The sequence below is a fragment of the Paenibacillus sp. NPDC058898 genome, from assembly GCF_049316025.1.
Lineage (GTDB): Bacteria > Bacillota > Bacilli > Paenibacillales > Paenibacillaceae > Paenibacillus_AQ.
The window spans coordinates 57,436-74,936 of the sequence record NZ_JBMOSM010000021.1 but is presented as its reverse complement, the minus strand read 5'-3'; the positions used below and the strand labels follow the sequence as shown (position 1 = coordinate 74,936).

General features: G+C 47.0%; 23 protein-coding genes. 2 read left to right on the top strand and 21 right to left on the bottom strand.

The features are described from left to right. Positions 1-359: 359 nt before the first annotated feature. Together ACOZB4_RS31625 and ACOZB4_RS31620 are read right to left on the bottom strand one after the other, a co-directional pair. Positions 360-590 carry a hypothetical protein gene (locus tag ACOZB4_RS31625; RefSeq protein ID WP_009592811.1) on the bottom strand — a complete coding sequence of 77 codons (231 nt, stop codon included), beginning with the start codon at positions 588-590 and terminating at the stop codon, positions 360-362. 211 nt (positions 591-801) lie between these two features. Then, complete coding sequence (locus ACOZB4_RS31620; protein WP_379415274.1) at positions 802-1,410, bottom strand: stage II sporulation protein M; 609 nt, start codon at positions 1,408-1,410, stop codon at positions 802-804. A 95-nt stretch (positions 1,411-1,505) separates the two neighbouring features. Here ACOZB4_RS31620 and pdaB point away from each other — a divergent pair, with 95 nt between their 5' ends. Then, positions 1,506-2,309: a polysaccharide deacetylase family sporulation protein PdaB gene (gene pdaB, locus ACOZB4_RS31615; protein ID WP_076326205.1), complete on the top strand. Its 804-nt coding sequence runs from the start codon at positions 1,506-1,508 to the stop codon at positions 2,307-2,309. Between the two features lie 44 nt (positions 2,310-2,353). Here pdaB and ACOZB4_RS31610 read toward each other — a convergent pair whose 3' ends face one another. After that, on the bottom strand, positions 2,354-2,947 hold the full coding sequence (locus tag ACOZB4_RS31610) for a KinB-signaling pathway activation protein (protein ID WP_076326206.1): 594 nt from the start codon (positions 2,945-2,947) through the stop codon (positions 2,354-2,356). Positions 2,948-3,192: 245 nt separating this feature from the next. Between ACOZB4_RS31610 and gerD the strand changes: the two genes are divergently transcribed. Continuing rightward, positions 3,193-3,921: a spore germination lipoprotein GerD gene (gerD, locus tag ACOZB4_RS31605; protein ID WP_379415279.1), complete on the top strand. Its 729-nt coding sequence runs from the start codon at positions 3,193-3,195 to the stop codon at positions 3,919-3,921. Positions 3,922-3,993: 72 nt separating this feature from the next. Here the strand turns inward: gerD and ACOZB4_RS31600 are convergent, their stop codons facing one another. From ACOZB4_RS31600 to ACOZB4_RS31515, 18 genes are all read right to left on the bottom strand, one after another. After that, positions 3,994-5,088, bottom strand: coding sequence for a P-loop NTPase (locus ACOZB4_RS31600; RefSeq protein WP_379415282.1), 1,095 nt, complete (start codon positions 5,086-5,088; stop codon positions 3,994-3,996). 64 nt (positions 5,089-5,152) lie between these two features. After that, entirely contained in the window at positions 5,153-5,926 is a 774-nt protein-coding gene (gene cwlD / locus ACOZB4_RS31595) for an N-acetylmuramoyl-L-alanine amidase CwlD (protein ID WP_379415284.1), read from the bottom strand. A 70-nt stretch (positions 5,927-5,996) separates the two neighbouring features. Beyond that, the gene (gene sat / locus ACOZB4_RS31590) at positions 5,997-7,166 is read right to left on the bottom strand and encodes a sulfate adenylyltransferase (protein WP_379415286.1); all 1,170 of its coding nucleotides are present in this window, start codon (positions 7,164-7,166) and stop codon (positions 5,997-5,999) included. 57 nt (positions 7,167-7,223) lie between these two features. Beyond that, a complete protein-coding gene (locus ACOZB4_RS31585) occupies positions 7,224-7,916 on the bottom strand; it encodes a phosphoadenylyl-sulfate reductase (protein ID WP_379415288.1) in 693 nt (230 codons plus the stop codon). Positions 7,917-8,105: 189 nt separating this feature from the next. After that, entirely contained in the window at positions 8,106-9,755 is a 1,650-nt protein-coding gene (locus tag ACOZB4_RS31580) for an MDR family MFS transporter (protein ID WP_379415291.1), read from the bottom strand. Positions 9,756-9,771: 16 nt separating this feature from the next. Beyond that, positions 9,772-10,224, bottom strand: coding sequence for a MarR family winged helix-turn-helix transcriptional regulator (locus ACOZB4_RS31575; RefSeq protein WP_379415293.1), 453 nt, complete (start codon positions 10,222-10,224; stop codon positions 9,772-9,774). Between the two features lie 328 nt (positions 10,225-10,552). Beyond that, entirely contained in the window at positions 10,553-10,945 is a 393-nt protein-coding gene (gene rpsI / locus ACOZB4_RS31570; RefSeq protein WP_006212891.1) for a 30S ribosomal protein S9, read from the bottom strand. A 20-nt stretch (positions 10,946-10,965) separates the two neighbouring features. Next, on the bottom strand, positions 10,966-11,403 hold the full coding sequence (gene rplM, locus ACOZB4_RS31565) for a 50S ribosomal protein L13 (protein WP_076326214.1): 438 nt from the start codon (positions 11,401-11,403) through the stop codon (positions 10,966-10,968). 309 nt (positions 11,404-11,712) lie between these two features. Next, positions 11,713-12,495: a tRNA pseudouridine(38-40) synthase TruA gene (gene truA / locus ACOZB4_RS31560; RefSeq protein ID WP_379415298.1), complete on the bottom strand. Its 783-nt coding sequence runs from the start codon at positions 12,493-12,495 to the stop codon at positions 11,713-11,715. Between the two features lie 451 nt (positions 12,496-12,946). After that, positions 12,947-13,312: a 50S ribosomal protein L17 gene (rplQ, locus tag ACOZB4_RS31555; protein ID WP_071221011.1), complete on the bottom strand. Its 366-nt coding sequence runs from the start codon at positions 13,310-13,312 to the stop codon at positions 12,947-12,949. Positions 13,313-13,351: 39 nt separating this feature from the next. Then, positions 13,352-14,296 (bottom strand): DNA-directed RNA polymerase subunit alpha, encoded by a 945-nt coding sequence (locus ACOZB4_RS31550; RefSeq protein ID WP_071221012.1) that lies wholly within the window; start codon positions 14,294-14,296, stop codon positions 13,352-13,354. A gap of 134 nt (positions 14,297-14,430) precedes the next feature. Then, the gene (gene rpsK / locus ACOZB4_RS31545; protein WP_006212896.1) at positions 14,431-14,826 is read right to left on the bottom strand and encodes a 30S ribosomal protein S11; all 396 of its coding nucleotides are present in this window, start codon (positions 14,824-14,826) and stop codon (positions 14,431-14,433) included. A gap of 19 nt (positions 14,827-14,845) precedes the next feature. Continuing rightward, on the bottom strand, positions 14,846-15,214 hold the full coding sequence (rpsM, locus tag ACOZB4_RS31540) for a 30S ribosomal protein S13 (protein WP_006212897.1): 369 nt from the start codon (positions 15,212-15,214) through the stop codon (positions 14,846-14,848). 20 nt (positions 15,215-15,234) lie between these two features. Further along, a complete protein-coding gene (rpmJ, locus tag ACOZB4_RS31535; protein ID WP_003333770.1) occupies positions 15,235-15,348 on the bottom strand; it encodes a 50S ribosomal protein L36 in 114 nt (37 codons plus the stop codon). Between the two features lie 131 nt (positions 15,349-15,479). Next, entirely contained in the window at positions 15,480-15,695 is a 216-nt protein-coding gene (gene infA, locus ACOZB4_RS31530; protein WP_006212898.1) for a translation initiation factor IF-1, read from the bottom strand. Positions 15,696-15,697: 2 nt separating this feature from the next. Beyond that, on the bottom strand, positions 15,698-16,009 hold the full coding sequence (locus tag ACOZB4_RS31525) for a hypothetical protein (RefSeq protein ID WP_379415371.1): 312 nt from the start codon (positions 16,007-16,009) through the stop codon (positions 15,698-15,700). A 4-nt stretch (positions 16,010-16,013) separates the two neighbouring features. Continuing rightward, positions 16,014-16,766 carry a type I methionyl aminopeptidase gene (gene map, locus ACOZB4_RS31520; protein ID WP_076326216.1) on the bottom strand — a complete coding sequence of 251 codons (753 nt, stop codon included), beginning with the start codon at positions 16,764-16,766 and terminating at the stop codon, positions 16,014-16,016. A gap of 5 nt (positions 16,767-16,771) precedes the next feature. Beyond that, positions 16,772-17,416: an adenylate kinase gene (locus tag ACOZB4_RS31515; protein WP_009589204.1), complete on the bottom strand. Its 645-nt coding sequence runs from the start codon at positions 17,414-17,416 to the stop codon at positions 16,772-16,774. Positions 17,417-17,501: the final 85 nt, after the last annotated feature.

The following is a 17,501-nucleotide window of genomic DNA, read 5'->3' as shown; positions in this document are numbered from 1 at the left end:
AGCGTTCGTCCTGAGCCAGGATCAAACTCTCCAATAAAGTGTTTGACTTGCTCATTTCTTAACTGACGAGAATTTGTTCAATTCTCTATTTCAACATTCCACCTAAGTGGTTCGTTTTACTCACTCGTTGTTCAGTTTTCAAAGATCAATCTGTGTTTCTTGTTCGTCGTTTGCATCTCAGCGGCGACTTTTATAATATATCATACTTCCTATCAACTTTGCAAGCACTTTTTTTAAAAAAGTTTTTTGAAGTTTGTTTTGAAGTTTGATGGCCGCCGGTTGGCGGCATCACCTTCGAAAAGGAAGCGAAAATTAATTTACCATATACTCAGCCGGTTAGTCAACACTTTTTCGCAAAATTAATGTTTAATTTGCGGAAACTTCCCGTTACGCGCATATTTGGAGAGTTCTTTCTGCGGGGCAAACCGGGCATACATGCGAAACACTGTTTTATATCGGTTAGCTATAGCCTGCCTGATGTTTTGGTCCAATCGTTGGTCGCTCAAATCCAGCAGCATCTCATCCAGTTCTTTTCGCAGTACATAATCAAGCTCTTTGCACTCTTTTTCATTGAATAGCATTCCCAGCATGATAGGACCTCCTTATATAGTTAAGCGAACATGTAACGTCACTTCAATCGGATTAAAGCTGCTTTTGCCTATGTAAAGGTGATTAACCGTATTGGCGGGATCTCTAAACCGAATGTATGCTGTCTGCACATTATGATGAACGCCCTGTCCACGCAGCTCTCTCTTTACTCTGCTAAGCTGCTTTATTAGGTATGCACATTTTCAGGGAAAATTATGACATCAGCCACAACGTAATTGTACTTTCGATCATTGCGGCGACGAGCAGCAGCACGACAACCCATACGGAAGCAGTACCCAGCTTGCGCCAAAAGCCGCGCCACTCCGCGCCTATCCCGCTTCTGCTCTCGCCCGTCGCCGTGACACTTCTCAATACCAGCCCGCCAAAAGCAAGACCATATCCGCAAGCAATCACTATGACCGGGATCTCGATGATCCCGTGAGGCAGCAGCCCTTTCACAATCAGATCAAACAGACTCTCTCCGCTCTCCCCCACGACTTTCACTAAGAAACCAATCACCATACCATTGGTAATCAAGAATAAGAACGGTATCACACCAAGCAGCAAACCTGAGAACATGACCAATACACTCTTAATGCTGTTGTTAAGAAAGATAAAGACAAAGAAGCTCCATTCCGGATGATCGGAGGAACTGAGCTGCTGGCTAATCTCCCCTAATCCTTGAAGCTGACCTAGAAGGAATTGCTCGAACCCCTCTGAGCTTGCTCCCGCCACGATTCCGGCTATAAATAAGACCGTTGCCAAGAGCAATGCCTTCGGGATGGATCTTAAATCTCTGAGAAAAATGCTAAAACGTAACATTCGAGAACCTCCTAAATTGGTATAACTCGCAAGTACGAGCATATGTTGAAAGTAAACAAGCTATTGCACACTGAAGGGAGAGGGGCGCACGTATTATGAATTCTTTTTATGTATTCAACGGCAGAAAGATTAAGCGGTTTTTCTTTGTCCTTGCCGCGGCGATCTTTGCAATCGGCGTTATTTATGTGGAGAGTGACAACATCTCGGTCTTCTCCGAGAACAACCCGTCAGCGATTTACAGCGTGTCTACGGACAAGAAACAAATCGCGCTAACGTTTGACATCAGCTGGGGCGAAAAACGCGCAGAGCCTATTTTACAGGCTTTAAAAGACAATGGAGTTCAAAAAGCAACCTTCTTCCTGTCTGCCCCATGGAGCAAAACGCATCCCGATATTGTGAATGCCATTAAAGAAAACGGGTATGAAATCGGGAGCCATGGCTTCAAGCACGATAATTACAGCACACTCACCGATGAGGAAATACGCAAGCAGATTTCTTCGGCACATACTATTTTAACCGCAATGACCGGACAAGAACCCAAATTAATACGGATGCCTAACGGGGATTTTGACAAAAGAGTGCTCGGTATAGCCCAAAGCCTTAACTACACGGTGATCCAGTGGGATACCGACTCCAGGGATTGGAAGAATATCGGCGTCGACAAAATTGTGGACCGCGTCGTCTCCAAAGCGCATCCGGGAGACATCGTGCTAATGCACGCCAGTGACTCTGTGAAACAAACCCATGAAGCACTCCCTCTCATCATCAAGGAACTTCGTAATAAAGGGTATGAATTCGTTACGGTAACCGATCTGCTTCAACAGGGCAGCACCCAAGGCACTGAGGTTCGTGATCACGCATCATTGCAAAAGAGCATCGAGGATGCCGGCGGACTTTAGAGCCCTGTAATTGAATAATGCTTAACAAAAAAAGAGCTAAGGTGTTAGCTCTTTTTTTCGTCTTGTGTAACTTTATGAAGCGTCAGAATTTGGTATGCATTACAGATCAGCAATGGTACCACCATAAAGATTGTGGCATTGCTGACTCCAATTTGCAGTACACCGATAATCTCCACAATGGAAATCGCCATCATAAAGAAGAGGGTTGGAATCCATGCATTAGCATTTGTACTCTTCACTTTGAGATAAGCAACAACAACGGCAATCACCAAAATGGAAATACCCAAAATCAAATCTTGCTGCAAGCTAGTGGATCCGCCCACAAAGGTACGGAAGAACATCAGCTCCAGCAAGGCAAGAACAGCCAACACAATCTGAATGTATTGCCAAGTCTTCCTGCGGAATATGCCTATCCCCATATAATTCAAAGTCAGGTATGCAAAAAAGCCCATCTGGGAATATACGCTCACCAGTGCCCCAGAGCCCAACAAAATCAGCGGGTATATTAATAAATCGGCCATTCCCGTGAATTCGATCGCGCCATTAAACAACTGCAGGATCAGACCTACGATTAATGCCGCCACTGCCCCAACGAGCAGCGTTTTCAAAAACAATTTAGACCACTTTCGTAAGCTCAACTAACTTCCACCCCCACAGATCATTATTTTACCAACGTTCACAATAAAAAACCATTCTGAATCCGACATATTTCTGCAAATCCATCACATACTATGCGAAGAAACGTAAGAAAAACATCTGTCGGCGTACTTTCACATAAGACAAACCCGCATGCAGAGGATGTTTTTCTTACGATTATCGAATTTGTTCGGCTTCGCTGAAAACTTATAAATTCAATGATTTTGAAAAAAGGAGGACAACGGTAATGAAATGGCCGTTATTTCGTTTATGTATTATCGTCTTCGTTGCTGCCGTGATGCTTACCGCTTGTGGTACAGAACAAAGCTCGTCCCCGCAGCTCGGATATAAAGAAATCAAATCCATGGTGGTCGACATTCTGAAAACCGACGAAGGTAAAAAAGCGGTAGAGGAAGCGATTAGCAGCGGATCCGGTTCCTCCGGCGGTGGCGGCTCGATGGGGATGCGGATGATGTCCGCCCAATCAGGGGATCAAATTCGGGTGGCTGTTAAGGATACACTGGTGTCGGAGGAATATAAAAAAGAAATTGAGAAGATTATGACCGATCCGAAATTCGCCGGTGATTTTGCCAAAGCCATCAATTCTGAGAGCAAGCAGCTCCATATGCAGCTCATCAAGGACCCGACATATCAAAAATCGATTCAGGATATGTTAAAATCTCCCGATGTAATGAAATCGTTTCTTGAATTGACCAAAACCCCGGACTATCGCAAACAGTCCATGACCGTGATGCAGGAAGCTATGCAGAACCCGCTGTTCCGCATGGAGGTAATGGAACTGCTCAAAACCGTTGTGAAAGACGAACTTCAGCCTAAAGTGGAGAAGAAAAAACAAGGCAAGGGACAAGGGCAAGAAGAGCAAGGCGGTAGCGGTGGCGGTGACGGTGGCGGCGACGGCGGTGGCGGTGGCGACGGCGGTGGCGGTGGCGGTAGTGAAGAAGGCAGTGGCAGTTAGGCCATTTTTCATAAACAAAACAAGCTCCCTACACAGGGAGCTTGTTTCATAATATGGATATAAGGACCTTGTCTAAACGGATTCCTCAAGCTTGGCTGCAATTCTTGCAACTATCTCATCGTAGATCCCTGCGCTCTCGGTACCTGCCTTATACACAGATGGGGAGAAATCCGGCTCTGAAGGGTGGTTATCCGGCGCTCCTAATGGAAGCTGCGCGAGGAGCTCGGTATGAAGCGTCTCGGCGAGCTTCCCTCCGCCTCCACGACCAAATACATAATCCTTCTCCCCGCCATGGGAGCAGACATAATAGGACATATTCTCCACGACGCCCAAGATTTCATGATCGGTCTGCAAGGCCATCGCACCCGCTCTGGCAGCAACAAAAGCCGCCGTAGCATGCGGGGTGGTTACAATGATCTCTTTACTCTGGGGAATCATCTGATGCACATCAAGAGCTACATCCCCTGTTCCTGGCGGGAGGTCAAGCAGCATGTAGTCCAGATCCCCCCAAGCGACATCCGTGAAGAATTGACGCAGCATTTTGCCAAGCATCGGTCCGCGCCAAATCACCGGACTATTCTCGCGGATGAAGAAGCCCATGGACATTACCTTGACACCAAAACGCTCAACCGGATGGATGACGCCCTCTTCGGTTACGGATGGCCCCTCTTCAATGCCCATCATGTCCGGTACGCTGAAGCCGTAAATATCCGCGTCAATCAAACCGACCTTCTTGCCTTGGCGTGCCAAAGCTGCAGCTAGATTCACTGTAACAGTGGATTTACCGACGCCGCCTTTGCCACTTGCAATCGCAATGAAATGAACGCCGGACTGCTCGCTAAGAAGCGTATTCTGCTCCATGCCGGCAGCATGCCCTTTTGTCAGCTTCTCGCGATCGTTAGCTTCCTCCTGGGCTGCTCCGCTAATAGCATTGTCTAGAGGACGCATGCGGATATGGATATCCTCTGCCCCCATAGCTTCAAGAATTTCTCTGATCTGCGCTTCCAGGGAAGCGCGTACATCTTCACTACTGTACGTCACGGATAATCGGACCGTGCGTTCCTTTACAACAATATCTCTAATACGCTGGAGCTCCATCAGGCTCTTCCCGGTTTCGGGATCGCGTAAAGGCTGGAGTATCTCCTGTACCGTTTCTCTAGTCAGCATATAAGCACCTCTGCTCTATGTAATGGAATAGACAATGTTTCGATATTTCCTGTCCATTATACCATTACTCTGCAGCTTGTGACGACTCGCTGGCGGACTCTCCGGAGGTATACCGCAAAATGCCATTATATACGGAAGCTGCGACCTTTCTTTGATACTTCTCATCACGCAGCAATTCGGATTCCTCGGGATGGGACAAGAAACCGACCTCTACCAGTGCAGATGGCATGCGTAGGGCTTGAAGCAAAAATATTTTGTCATCCGTTTTGGCCAGACGCTGCGTATTCTCCAGGTTATGTCTGATTTCAGCCTGAATCAATTCGGCGAGTTTTTTACTCTCTCCCTTATTCGGAGGAAAAAAGGTCTGCGCCCCTCTCCATCGATTAGATGGAATACTGTTCAGATGCATGCTGATAAACAGATCCGCTTTACTATCCTCGATCATCCGCACACGTTGTTTGAGGTCTTCCGTTTTCCGCTTGGAATACCCCTTTGTGCTTTCTGCAGCCAGGTCGTAGTCTCCTTCTCTTGTCATAATGACGAGCGCACCTGCCTGCTGCAAATAATCACGCAAATACAAGGTGATGGCCAGGTTTACATCCTTCTCTATAACACCTTGTCGGCTTACCGCCCCGCCATCTGGCCCGCCATGTCCTGCATCAAGGGCAATGACTTTACCGGCAAGCGGTAAACTCCAGGTATTCGACGTTTTGGCAGAGGGGATTTCGTATGTCACAACGATAATGAGCAGTGCCAGAAGCACAGCTCCAATCAGGGTCTGCTTAATTCTCTTCAACGATATCCACAACGTAACCTTATCCGTTCTCCGCCTGGACATAACAAAACCACCTCGTCCCATGAGTTGTTCTACTCCATCATATGGGACAAGGTGGCTAATTATGCCTTGGTTATACCGTAATCTGCTCTTTCATCCCTTCGATCAGTACTTGCGCGACTTCCGGGCGCGTAAATTCCGGCGGCGGACACTGCCCTTCGCGAAGCAAGCCACGGACCTTCGTACCGGATAAAGTCAAATGATCTTCCTTAGGATGCGGGCATGTTTTGCTTGAGGCCATGTTTCCACAAGTGGTGCAGAAGAAGCTGTGCTCGAAGAACAGCGGGGTAATACCCAACTCTTCTGCAGTGAAATTTTTAAAAATTTCCTGTGCCTCATAGGTGCCGTAGTAGTCACCGACTCCTGCGTGATCCCGGCCCACGATAAAATGGGTGCATCCATAGTTTTTACGAACCATGGCATGGAATATGGCTTCCCTAGGACCCGCGTAACGCATGGCAGCCGGAAATACGCCCAGGAAGGTGCGATCGGCGGGATAGTAGTTCTCCAACAAGGTCAGATAGCTCTTCATTCGCACATTGGCAGGAACGTCATCCGATTTGGTCTCTCCTACAAGCGGATTGAGGAACAGTGCATCTACGATTTCCATTGCACTCTTCTGAATATATTCATGTGCACGGTGAACCGGATTACGTGTCTGAAAGCCTACAACCGTATTCCAGCCCTTGGCTTTGAACTGTTCGCGGGTCTCTGCCGGATCAAAATAAAACTCGCCAAACCGTTCCGGCTGTGGACGATTCAGTACTTGGATCGGCCCGCCTACATAGGTCGAAGGACGTTCAAAAAGCTTCTTCACGCCTGGATGCTCCGGATCATCCGTCTTAAATACTTGAACAGCCTCGACTTGCTGATCCACCTGGTAGACGCTCTCTACATCGATAACGCCATAGACGATACCATCTTCTTCGCCTACAAGTGCCGCCTTCTCGCCGACGACAAGTTTAGCCGCTGTAAACTCATCAACAGCCAATGTAACCGGTATGCTCCAGACCGTACCGTCCGATAAACGCATAGAGGAAACCACAGACTTGTAATCCTGCTCGTTCAGAAATCCTTGCAATGGCGAAAATGCCCCGACCCCGATCAAATCCAGGTCCGAGATGCTCCAAGCGTTTACAGGGATCTTATGAAGAGTGTCGACCTGTTTCAACAAATCTTCACGCTCTGCTCCTTGGGCTACCCGCTGTACCAGCGTGCCGCCATGAGGGAGTATGGCTGTCATGAATAATTCCTCCTTCTTATGCTGTAACTGTACGATCCTAAGTCAATCATGATTGGTTTATTTATGAAGTCCGCATTCCGTCTTCTCATGGCCTGACCAGCGTCCAGCACGTGGATCTTCTCCTGGCATCACCTGTCGTGTGCAATATTCGCAGCCAATACTCGGATAATTCTGATCATGCAGCGGGTTGTAGATGATATCGTTAGCTCGGATGTAGTTCCACACATCCTCGCTAGTCCAGCCTGCGATCGGATTGAACTTCACCAACCCGAACTTGGTATCGTACTCAATCTTCTTCGAGTTAGCTCGGGTAGGCGCTTGATCTCTTCGTATCCCTGTAATCCAAGCCTCATATTGAGACAGAATCCGAGTCAATGGTTCTACCTTTCGGATGTTGCAGCACTCAGTCGGGTTGACGCTCCATAATGCTTCACCATGCTGAGCCGCTTGCTCTTCCGGCGTAATGAGCGGAGAGACCCGCACAAATTCCAGGCCGTAACGTTCGGCCATACGGTCCCGCGTTTCGTATGTTTCTTTGAAATGAAAATCGGTATCTAGATAAAAAATATCCGTCGACGGGCTAATCTTTTGAATCATATCCACCAATACCACATCTTCTGCTCCAAAGCTGCAAGCAAACGTTATATTGGGAAATGTCTTGATCGCAAATGCGATGACTTCCTCAGCTGATGCATGCTCAAGCTCTTCTGCTTGCACTCCGATCAAATCCTCTTTCTCCAGCAAATTCATGATTGATGCCTCCCCCGATATTAATCCCGATAATCCTACTGAAATAATATGAATTAAATACAGTATAAAACATTCCTAATAAATGTCAACCATCAAATCGATACCATGAAAAACGAAAAAACCCTTCCTGCATAAGCAGAAAGGGTCTTCTGTCTCTTCGATTTCCAAACATTTTGACAAATACCAATCTTAGTCTGTTGTTGCCACCGATACCTCTTTAACTTTAGTAGCAGCTCCGGCACTTTTCCCTTCCGAATCCTCGGGTTTGGGAGCAGGTGTCTGATTCGACGTCCGCAGCGGAATCTCCTTCAAAAAGAATACGAGCAGCAATGCAACGACGAGCACTAACGTGCCTGTGAGAAACACCATCGATAATGTATTTCCAAGTGCATCGCGGATACTGTCGATCATTTGCTCGAATAAAGGCTGTACATCAGCAGGAAGACTTGCCTGCGTCTGCTCGATCAGCGGTTTATTCATCAGTGTCTGTGGATTAGCGAAGGAGAGCATCTTCTGGGCTAGCTGCGGATCCACAGCGCTAAAATCCGGTGCATTAGCCGACTGAAGAGATTCCTTCAGGTTCTTCGTCAGGTTATTCGACATAACCGTACCCATAACCGCGATCCCGATTGTACCGCCAAGATTACGGAACAATTGAGATGATGCCGTTGCTACACCAAGCTCTTTGTGGGGTACCGCATTCTGCGTAGCCAGTGAGAATACCGGCATACCCAAACCAAGACCGATACCGAAAATAATGGTACTAACCACAGTGAGCCAGATGTTGTCCATGAACACCATAATTCCCATGCCGACCATCATAATTGGAACTCCAAGAAGTGCGTAACGTTTATACTTACCACTCTTAGCAATAAGCTGACCTGCTACGGCACTCGTACCCATCATGAAAATCGACATAGGTATGGTTACATATCCCGCATAGGTTGGTGAGATACCAAGTACGCCTTGAACGTAGAAGGAAATATAAATCATGGCGCCCATCAGACCGAAGTTCATAAAAAATCCAATCAGATTGGAAACCGTAACGACACTATTTTTGAACAAACTAAGCGGCAGTACCGGTTCCTTCGCTTTCATCTCAACAAGGATAAAGATGAGGGCTGATACGACCGAAGCCGCTATGAGACCGATAATTTGCGGTGATCCCCAAGGATATTCCGTACCTGCCCAAGAGAAGGCAAGCAGTAAAGGAACGATAGACGTTGTAAGGAACAGGGAACCCAGATAGTCAATAGACTGACCATGTTTGCGCTCGACCTTGGGAAATAACGTCCAGATCATGATAAAGGCTACTACACCCAGCGGCAGGAAGATCCAGAATAACCAACGCCATTCGATGTTATCAACCAAGTATCCGCCTAGCGTAGGACCAAGGACACTGGAGAAACCGAATACCGCTGTCATCAGCCCCATCCACTTGCCACGTTCCCGCGGTGGGAATAAGTCACCGACCGACATAAATGCGGTTGACTGAATAATACCGGCACCTATACCTTGAATACCACGATAAATAATGAATTGGTACACGTCTGTTGATGTACCCGTTAGGAAAGCCCCTAACATGAAAAATAATATACCTATCAAAATAAACGGCTTACGTCCGAACATGTCGGACAGCTTACCTACCAGTATGGTTGCGATCGTTGATGTTAACAAATAAATATTGATGGTCCATGTGTAATAATCCATGCCATCCAGAATGGCGATAATCCGCGGCATTGCGGTGCTCGTTATCGTCTGGTTAATGGCTGCGAAGAACATCGCAGCCATGATTGCTATCATAATTGAAACTTTACGTTTAAGCGTTAAATGCTCCATGCTATATGCTCCACCTCTACCCTTTGTTATGATTGTCTTTATCTAGGTTTGACAGCATCAAGGAGAAGATTCTTCTCAAATGCCGAATGTCTTCCTCAGCGAGGAAATTAAAAAAACCCTGAATCATTTCCTTCTGATCCTTCTTCACTTTCCTAATTACATCCAGACCCGGTTCCAAGAGTGTAATGTTGACAACTCTCCGGTCATCCTCAGCACGCTCTTTCTGTAAGTATCCTTCCGCAACCAATTTGTCTGTTAGGCCGGTTATAGCCGGCGGTGTCAAAGACAAAGCTTCGGCAAGCTCCGATACCTTCAGAGGCCCCCTCAGCTTTAATACATACAGCACCTGAAATTGAGGAAAGCTTAAATTGTATTTCCCGGCACTCGACTTGTTCCACTCTTGAGAAATGTTCTTCAGCAGTGCCCGGAACATCGACGACACCTTGAAAATCTCTTCATTGCGATCCAACCATATCCCCCCTTCTCTGCTTCTGTGCTCCGAAAATTACTTATTTAATTAATGTTTAAATATTAATTATTTAAGTTGTTAATTAATTCGCAATTAATAATATATCTCTATTTACATATGAAGTCAAGTGGTTAACGATGTAAGTTCATCCATATGTTCATCCTTCTATCCGCAGGTTGTGCACATGGTGTGCACAACCTGTTCAATTGTGGCGACCGAATTCCACATGTGTTGTCAATGATGTGCATATCTTTGTGGACAAACTACGTTCAGATAGCATAAAAAAGCCCTTGACCGTAATGGCCAAGGGCTTGGTAAATCGTAAATATTAACGTTTGGAGAACTGAGGAGCGCGACGAGCCGCTTTAAGACCGTATTTTTTACGTTCTTTCATACGTGGGTCACGAGTCAGGAATCCAGCTCTTTTCAGAGAAGGACGGAATTCTGGATCTGCTTTCAGAAGAGCACGGGAGATACCGTGACGGATTGCTCCAGCTTGACCGGAGATACCGCCACCGTGAGCGATGACAAGCACGTCATATTTGCCCAATGTTTCTGTCAGATTCAAAGGTTGTTTAACGATCAGTTTGAGTGTTTCCAAACCGAAATATTCATTAATATCACGTTTATTGATGACAATGCGTCCTTCACCCGGTACGAGGCGTACACGTGCTACCGAGTGTTTACGACGACCTGTCCCATAGTATTGTACTTGTGCCATGAAACTGTCCTCCTTTTTAATTAACCGCGAAGTTCGTAAACTTCTGGTTTTTGTGCTTCATGTGGATGTGCTGTGCCTGCATATGCTTTCAGTCTCAGCTTCATTTTCTCGCCCATGCGAGTTTTAGGAAGCATGCCGTGAACCGCGCTTTCGATTACACGCTCTGGGAATTTCGCAATCAGGTCTTGAGCTGTAGTTACTTTCAATCCACCTGGATGCATGGAGTGACGATAGTATTTTTTGTTCTCCATCTTTTTGCCAGTGAGGTGGATTTTCTCGGAGTTGATAACAACCACGAAATCCCCTGTGTCAACATGTGGAGTGAATTGAGGCTTATGTTTGCCGCGGATCAGAGCCGCAACTTCACTTGCCAAACGGCCAAGCGTCTTGCCTTCGGCATCAACGATGTACCATTTGCGCTCAACTTCATTTGGCTTCGCCATATAGGTGGTACGCATGTATAGTTCCTCCTTGTATTCGTCCGAAAATCATCATTAATTTTCATTATTTATCTTCGTTCATGTTTAAAGCATTGTCATGTTATTGCAGTCTTGCATTCGGCATTTTCTTAACCGGGGCTGTGGGAGAGCCGTTAAGAAAACACAACTTATATAATACAGGATTACGCCCACATCCGCAAGTGTTTTTTGGTTTTCCACCTTACACCATGCGTGTTATTCAAACAAGCCGCCTATCACAGCCATAAGCAATTTCTTCTTTTTGTTGTGATAGCCCTTTCCGTGGTCTGATATCAACGGTCATTGAGATTAATCGTTTCCGGTGATATCATACTCCACTTCCCATAACATCAGGCCCTTGCCCATGGCTGTTGGACCGGCTGCTGCCCGGTTTTTGGCTTCCAGTATGACCAACATGTCATCCGGATAGCGCTTGCCTTCCCCTACCTCAATCAACGTCCCCATAATGATCCGAACCATATGCTGCAGAAATCCGTTCCCTGATACGTACGTATGAATGACTCCTTGATCTCTCGTACCCGGACGGCACATGGACGTGTCCTTCTCGATCCAAGCATCAAAAATAGTACGAACGTGGGACGGCTTCGTCGACTTCCGTGACGCAAACGTTGTATAGTCATGCGTTCCGATCAGATGAGAAAGTCCCTGCTCCATCGCTGCGATATCCAGTTTCCCATGATGGTGGATCTGGTACCGCCGGTTGAATAGATCCGGATATTGGTTTGCATTGATGGTAAAACGATAGGTTTTGCGTTTCGCTGCGTGGCGGGAATGGAATTCCATGGGTACCTCCATCGCATCCGAAACCACGATATCTTCCGGCAGCCAGGTGTTTAATGCCATACACCAACGCTCTACGGGAATTGGAGAAGCAGTGTAGAAATTGAATACTTGGGCACGAGCATGCACCCCAGCATCTGTCCGGCCAGAAGCCGTAATCTTGAGCTGTTCACCAGACAAACGGCGGATCGCTTCCTCCAAATAATCCTGAATCGTGTGGCCACCGGGCTGGGTCTGAAAGCCGTTATAATCGGTACCGTCGTAACTGACCTTCATCAGAAGATTACGCATTGCTGACCTCCTGAGTGCTTTCATCGAAAAACACTGCGCCAACGAAAGCCTGTACACATTATAAGAAAAACTTCTATCGACGTACTTTCACAGATGACAGACCGCATTTAGCGGAAGTTTTTCTTGCGATATCAGGAAGTCACAAGCTTCGAAGTTTATACTTTCTGATATCTTAAGAAAACCTCTATCGGGGATTTTACTGATAACTTATAATTCTATATCCATCAAAAAAGAGCCCCATAGGAGCTCCTTTTCATCATGTTAAGCCAAACCCTTCGAGTCAGCCACATGACTAGAAGGTCCCCGTTATTATTGCCCATGGAGTAGTCGAGACGAGTCGAACCAGATGATCGACTATATCTCGTACCACTTCCCGTTCATGGCTCCAAGAATAAACATCTACAGAGCCGGGCATACATAACTACAGTCACTTCAATGGAACAAAGCTAATTTACGCGCGATCTACCAGTTCCAAGTAAACCATTGGAGCTGCGTCACCACGACGAGGACCCAGTTTCAGGATACGAGTGTATCCGCCTGGACGCTCGGAGTAACGAGGAGCGATTTCGGAGAACAATTTTTGGATTGCATCTTGTTCACCGTCTACTGTTTCACGACGCACGAATGCAGCTACTTGACGACGAGCGTGAAGATCACCTTTTTTTGCTTTTGTGATCAACTTCTCAGCGATCGAACGAACTTCTTTCGCCTTGGCTTCAGTCGTTTGAATGCGCTCATATAAGAAAAGGTCGGTTACCAGGTCACGGAACAACGCTTTACGCGCACTGGAATCGCGGCCCAACTTTTGGTATGCCATGTGTTTTTCCCTCCTTTGCTAAGCTAAGCCGAATCTATGCTATTCTTCCGTACGAAGTCCCAGGCCCAACTCTTCAAGCTTCTCTTGAACTTCCTCCAAGGATTTGCGTCCGAGGTTCCGAACTTTCATCATATCCTCTTCGGTTTTCGTGGTCAGCTCCTGTACCGTATTAATGCCGGCACGTTTCAAGCAGTTGTAGGAACGAACGGAAAGATCCAGCTCTTCGATCGTCATTTCAAGTACTTTTTCTTTCTTGTCTTCTTCTTTCTCAACCATGATCTCTGCATCCTTCGCTTCGTCGGTCAGACCTACGAAGAGGAACAGATGCTCAGTCAAGATTTTCGCGCCGAGACTAACAGCTTCTTCCGGGCGGATGCTGCCATCCGTCCAAATTTCAAGCGTCAGTTTATCGTAGTTGGTTACTTGACCAACACGCGTATTTTCCACGCCGTAGTTAACACGGCTAATCGGAGTATAGATCGAATCGACGGGAATGACGCCGATAGGCTGGTCATCGCGTTTGTTCCGATCCGCCTGGACATAGCCACGACCGCGACTGGCAAAAATACGCATATGAAGTCTTGCACCAGGCCCGAGCGTTGCAATATGAAGATCTGGATTCAGAATCTCCACATCACTATCCGCACGGATGTCACCAGCAGTAACAACCCCTTCACCCTCCGCATCAATCTCGAACACTTTCTCTTCATCGGAATGAATTTTCAGAGACAAAGCTTTCAGGTTCAGGATGACCTCGGTCACGTCTTCCATGACACCCGGAATCGTGGAAAATTCATGCAGTACGCCATCGATTTGAATCGATGTGACTGCTGCGCCCGGCAGTGAGGATAACAAGATGCGGCGAAGCGAGTTCCCCAGCGTCGTGCCATACCCTCTCTCCAGAGGCTCAACTACGAATTTCCCATAGGTTCCATCTTCATTGACATCAACGGTCTCAATTTTCGGCTTTTCGATTTCAATCACGCAAGTACCCCTCCTTCAAACGTCGCTCCTATATGAAACTGTCATCTTATCCAGTAATCCATGTAGTAGTATGCCTAAACAACCATTATTAGCAGATTGCAACGGATTTATACCACATTAACAGGATGACTTCATTATACGCGACGACGTTTTGGTGGGCGGCATCCGTTATGTGGAATTGGTGTAACGTCTTTGATCAGGTTTACTTCGAGACCTGCTGCTTGCAGAGAACGAATTGCTGCTTCACGACCAGCACCAGGACCTTTAACCATTACTTCCACCGCTTTCATACCGTGTTCCATAGCCGCTTTGGCAGCTGATTCAGCAGCCATTTGCGCAGCGAACGGGGTCGACTTACGGGAACCTTTAAATCCAAGGCCGCCGGAGCTTGCCCAAGAAATCGCGTTTCCGTGAGGATCCGTAATCGTTACGATTGTATTGTTGAATGTGGAGCGGATATGAGCCACGCCACTTTCAATATTTTTGCGGTCACGACGTTTAGTACGTACGACTTTTTTTGGTTTAGCCATTGTCTATTATCCCCCTTTCTTATTTCTTCTTGTTCGCTACGGTACGACGAGGACCTTTACGTGTACGAGCATTCGTTTTAGTACGTTGACCACGAACAGGCAATCCACGACGGTGACGAATACCGCGGTAGCAGCCGATCTCCGTGAGACGTTTAATATTTAAGGAAATTTCACGACGCAGGTCACCTTCTACCTTAACCATACCGTCGATCGTTTCGCGCAATTTGCTGACTTCATCTTCTGTCAAATCACGGACACGAGTGTCTGCATTGATTCCAGTTTCTTTCAATACTTTCTGGGAAGTCGTTTTACCGATTCCGAAAATGTAAGTCAAGGCGATCTCAACGCGTTTGTCACGTGGTAAATCCACACCAGCTATACGAGCCATTTTACGCTACACCCCCTTCTTTAACCTTGTTTTTGTTTGTGTTTCGGATTTTCACAGATAACCATTACGTTCCCTTTGCGGCGAATGACTTTGCATTTTTCGCAAATAGGCTTTACAGAAGGTCTTACCTTCATGCTAATTACCTCCTCCAAGTTTTACGTTGTAAAACCAGCTTCGAAACTAAAGTAGTTTGTTACCGCTGCTGAGTTTTACGTCAGTAAAACCGCTTCGCAGCTTTCCTTGATTCCCCAGGGGAACCTTAAATCTATTTACGGTACGTGATACGACCTTTGGTCAAATCATACGGCGAGAGTTGTACAACCACTTTGTCTCCTGTAAGGATACGGATAAAGTGCATCCGCAACTTTCCGGAAACATGAGCGAGAATCTGATGACCATTCTCCAGCTCGACTTTAAAGGTAGCATTCGGCAACGGCTCAATGACCGTTCCTTCGACTTCAATGACATCTTCTTTAGCCACAGTTAGTCTCCTTTCTGATCTGCCTTGGATTTATCGGATACAAACCGGTCCAGTGCGAAACGCAGTTTACCGTTTGTAACCCGACCGCTTTCTTGCAAACTGTTTACCACTTCACTGCTAATGTAGGATTGAGGTTCAAGATGAAGAACGTTCTTCTTCTTGGCCCCGTCAAACTTGCGTTTGTCCCCATCCGCGATCCACACGAACCTGCTGTCCTCAATCGAAACGGTAACGGCATACTGTCCGGCATCTCTGCCTTTCAGTATCTTAACAATCTGACCGGGTTGAAGCGTGAGTTCATTATTCAATTTCATCACCCTATTCCGGCAGCTTCGTCAAAATTTCCATGCCATCCGGCGTGACTGCTACCGTATGCTCGAAGTGAGCACATAGTGAGCCGTCTACCGTTACAACCGTCCAGTTGTCTTCCAGCGTCTTGACATTCCGCTTACCCGCGTTGACCATCGGCTCGATCGCGAGCACCATGCCCGGTTTGAGTCTTGGTCCACGGTCAGGGATGCCATAGTTCGGAATTTGCGGATCCTCATGCAGTTCGGTACCCACACCATGACCAACGTACTCCCGGACGACAGAGAAACCTGCATCCTCGATATGACGCTGTATGGCATGAGAGATTGTAAACAAGCGGACATCGGGTTTGATTAGCGCAAGTCCAGCATAGAGCGATCCTTCCGTTACGTCCAGCAGACGCTGGGCTTCTTCGGAAATCTCTCCTACCGCGTAGGTCCATGCCGAGTCACCATGGTAACCCTGGTACTGTGCACCGATATCAAACGTAACGATATCACCCTCGATTAATTTGCGTTTGCCTGGAAATCCATGCACCAATTCTTCGTTGACTGATGCGCAAATGCTGGAAGGAAATCCGTTGTAGCCTTTAAAAGATGGCACAGCGCCTTGGCTTCGAATGAACTTGTCGGCCATAAGGTCAAGTTCCCCGGTCGTAATGCCCGGTTCTACATGAGCGGCAAGGAGTTTGTGGCATTCTGCCACGATCCTTCCTGCTTCTCTCATCAAGCTCAGTTCCGTTTCGGATTTACAAATGATCATTATACTTAACCTCTCAGTATAGACGCAATTTGTGATGAAACCGCGTCGATTTCCTGATCACCATCGATTTGACGCAAAAGACCTTTGTTCTCATAAAACGTGAGGAGTGGTGCTGTTTTGTTGATATATTCGTCTAAACGAATGCCGACGCTCTCTTCGTTATCATCGGAGCGCTGGTACAATTCGCCGCCGCATTTATCACAAATGCCTTCCTGTTTAGGAGGATTAAAGATCACATGATAAGTCGAACCACAGTTTTTGCAAATCCGGCGGCCAGTAAGGCGAGCCAGAAGCTTTTCCCGATCAACTTTCAGGTTGATGACGTGATCGAGTCCAGTATTCAAGCGGGCGAGAATGTCATCCAGCGCTTCCGCTTGCGAAAGGGTTCTTGGAAAACCGTCCAATAAAAAACCTTTTTCGCAATCGGACTGCTGCAGACGCTCTTCCACAATACCAATCGTTACGTCATCCGGTACCAGCAGACCTTGATCCATGAATTCCTTCGCTTTAATCCCGATGGGAGTTCCTTGTTTGATCGCGAGACGAAATGCATCGCCCGTTGAAATGTGAGGAATACCGAATTCATTCACGATGTTTTCTGCTTGCGTCCCTTTTCCTGCCCCAGGAGGACCCATGAATAAGATGTTCACCTTACGTCACTCCCTCCCCTTGATTGACTAGCAAGAACAACACAATAGGCGCCGGGAAGCGATACAGACCACTCGCCGGAACCTA

Excerpts from the sequence above, each read along its gene's own strand:
- ACOZB4_RS31625 (WP_009592811.1), bottom strand. The coding sequence starts at position 590 with ATGCTGGGAATGCTATTCAATGAAAAAGAGTGCAAAGAGCTTGATTAT.
- ACOZB4_RS31620 (WP_379415274.1), bottom strand. The coding sequence starts at position 1,410 with ATGTTACGTTTTAGCATTTTTCTCAGAGATTTAAGATCCATCCCGAAG.
- pdaB (WP_076326205.1), top strand. The coding sequence starts at position 1,506 with ATGAATTCTTTTTATGTATTCAACGGCAGAAAGATTAAGCGGTTTTTC.
- gerD (WP_379415279.1), top strand. The coding sequence starts at position 3,193 with ATGAAATGGCCGTTATTTCGTTTATGTATTATCGTCTTCGTTGCTGCC.
- ACOZB4_RS31600 (WP_379415282.1), bottom strand. The coding sequence starts at position 5,088 with ATGCTGACTAGAGAAACGGTACAGGAGATACTCCAGCCTTTACGCGAT.
- cwlD (WP_379415284.1), bottom strand. The coding sequence starts at position 5,926 with ATGTCCAGGCGGAGAACGGATAAGGTTACGTTGTGGATATCGTTGAAG.
- sat (WP_379415286.1), bottom strand. The coding sequence starts at position 7,166 with ATGACAGCCATACTCCCTCATGGCGGCACGCTGGTACAGCGGGTAGCC.
- ACOZB4_RS31585 (WP_379415288.1), bottom strand. The coding sequence starts at position 7,916 with ATGAATTTGCTGGAGAAAGAGGATTTGATCGGAGTGCAAGCAGAAGAG.
- ACOZB4_RS31580 (WP_379415291.1), bottom strand. The coding sequence starts at position 9,755 with ATGGAGCATTTAACGCTTAAACGTAAAGTTTCAATTATGATAGCAATC.
- rpsI (WP_006212891.1), bottom strand. The coding sequence starts at position 10,945 with ATGGCACAAGTACAATACTATGGGACAGGTCGTCGTAAACACTCGGTA.
- rplM (WP_076326214.1), bottom strand. The coding sequence starts at position 11,403 with ATGCGTACCACCTATATGGCGAAGCCAAATGAAGTTGAGCGCAAATGG.
- truA (WP_379415298.1), bottom strand. The coding sequence starts at position 12,495 with ATGCGTAATCTTCTGATGAAGGTCAGTTACGACGGTACCGATTATAAC.
- rplQ (WP_071221011.1), bottom strand. The coding sequence starts at position 13,312 with ATGGCATACCAAAAGTTGGGCCGCGATTCCAGTGCGCGTAAAGCGTTG.
- rpsK (WP_006212896.1), bottom strand. The coding sequence starts at position 14,826 with ATGGCTAAACCAAAAAAAGTCGTACGTACTAAACGTCGTGACCGCAAA.
- rpsM (WP_006212897.1), bottom strand. The coding sequence starts at position 15,214 with ATGGCTCGTATAGCTGGTGTGGATTTACCACGTGACAAACGCGTTGAG.
- rpmJ (WP_003333770.1), bottom strand. The coding sequence starts at position 15,348 with ATGAAGGTAAGACCTTCTGTAAAGCCTATTTGCGAAAAATGCAAAGTC.
- ACOZB4_RS31525 (WP_379415371.1), bottom strand. The coding sequence starts at position 16,009 with ATGAAATTGAATAATGAACTCACGCTTCAACCCGGTCAGATTGTTAAG.
- map (WP_076326216.1), bottom strand. The coding sequence starts at position 16,766 with ATGATCATTTGTAAATCCGAAACGGAACTGAGCTTGATGAGAGAAGCA.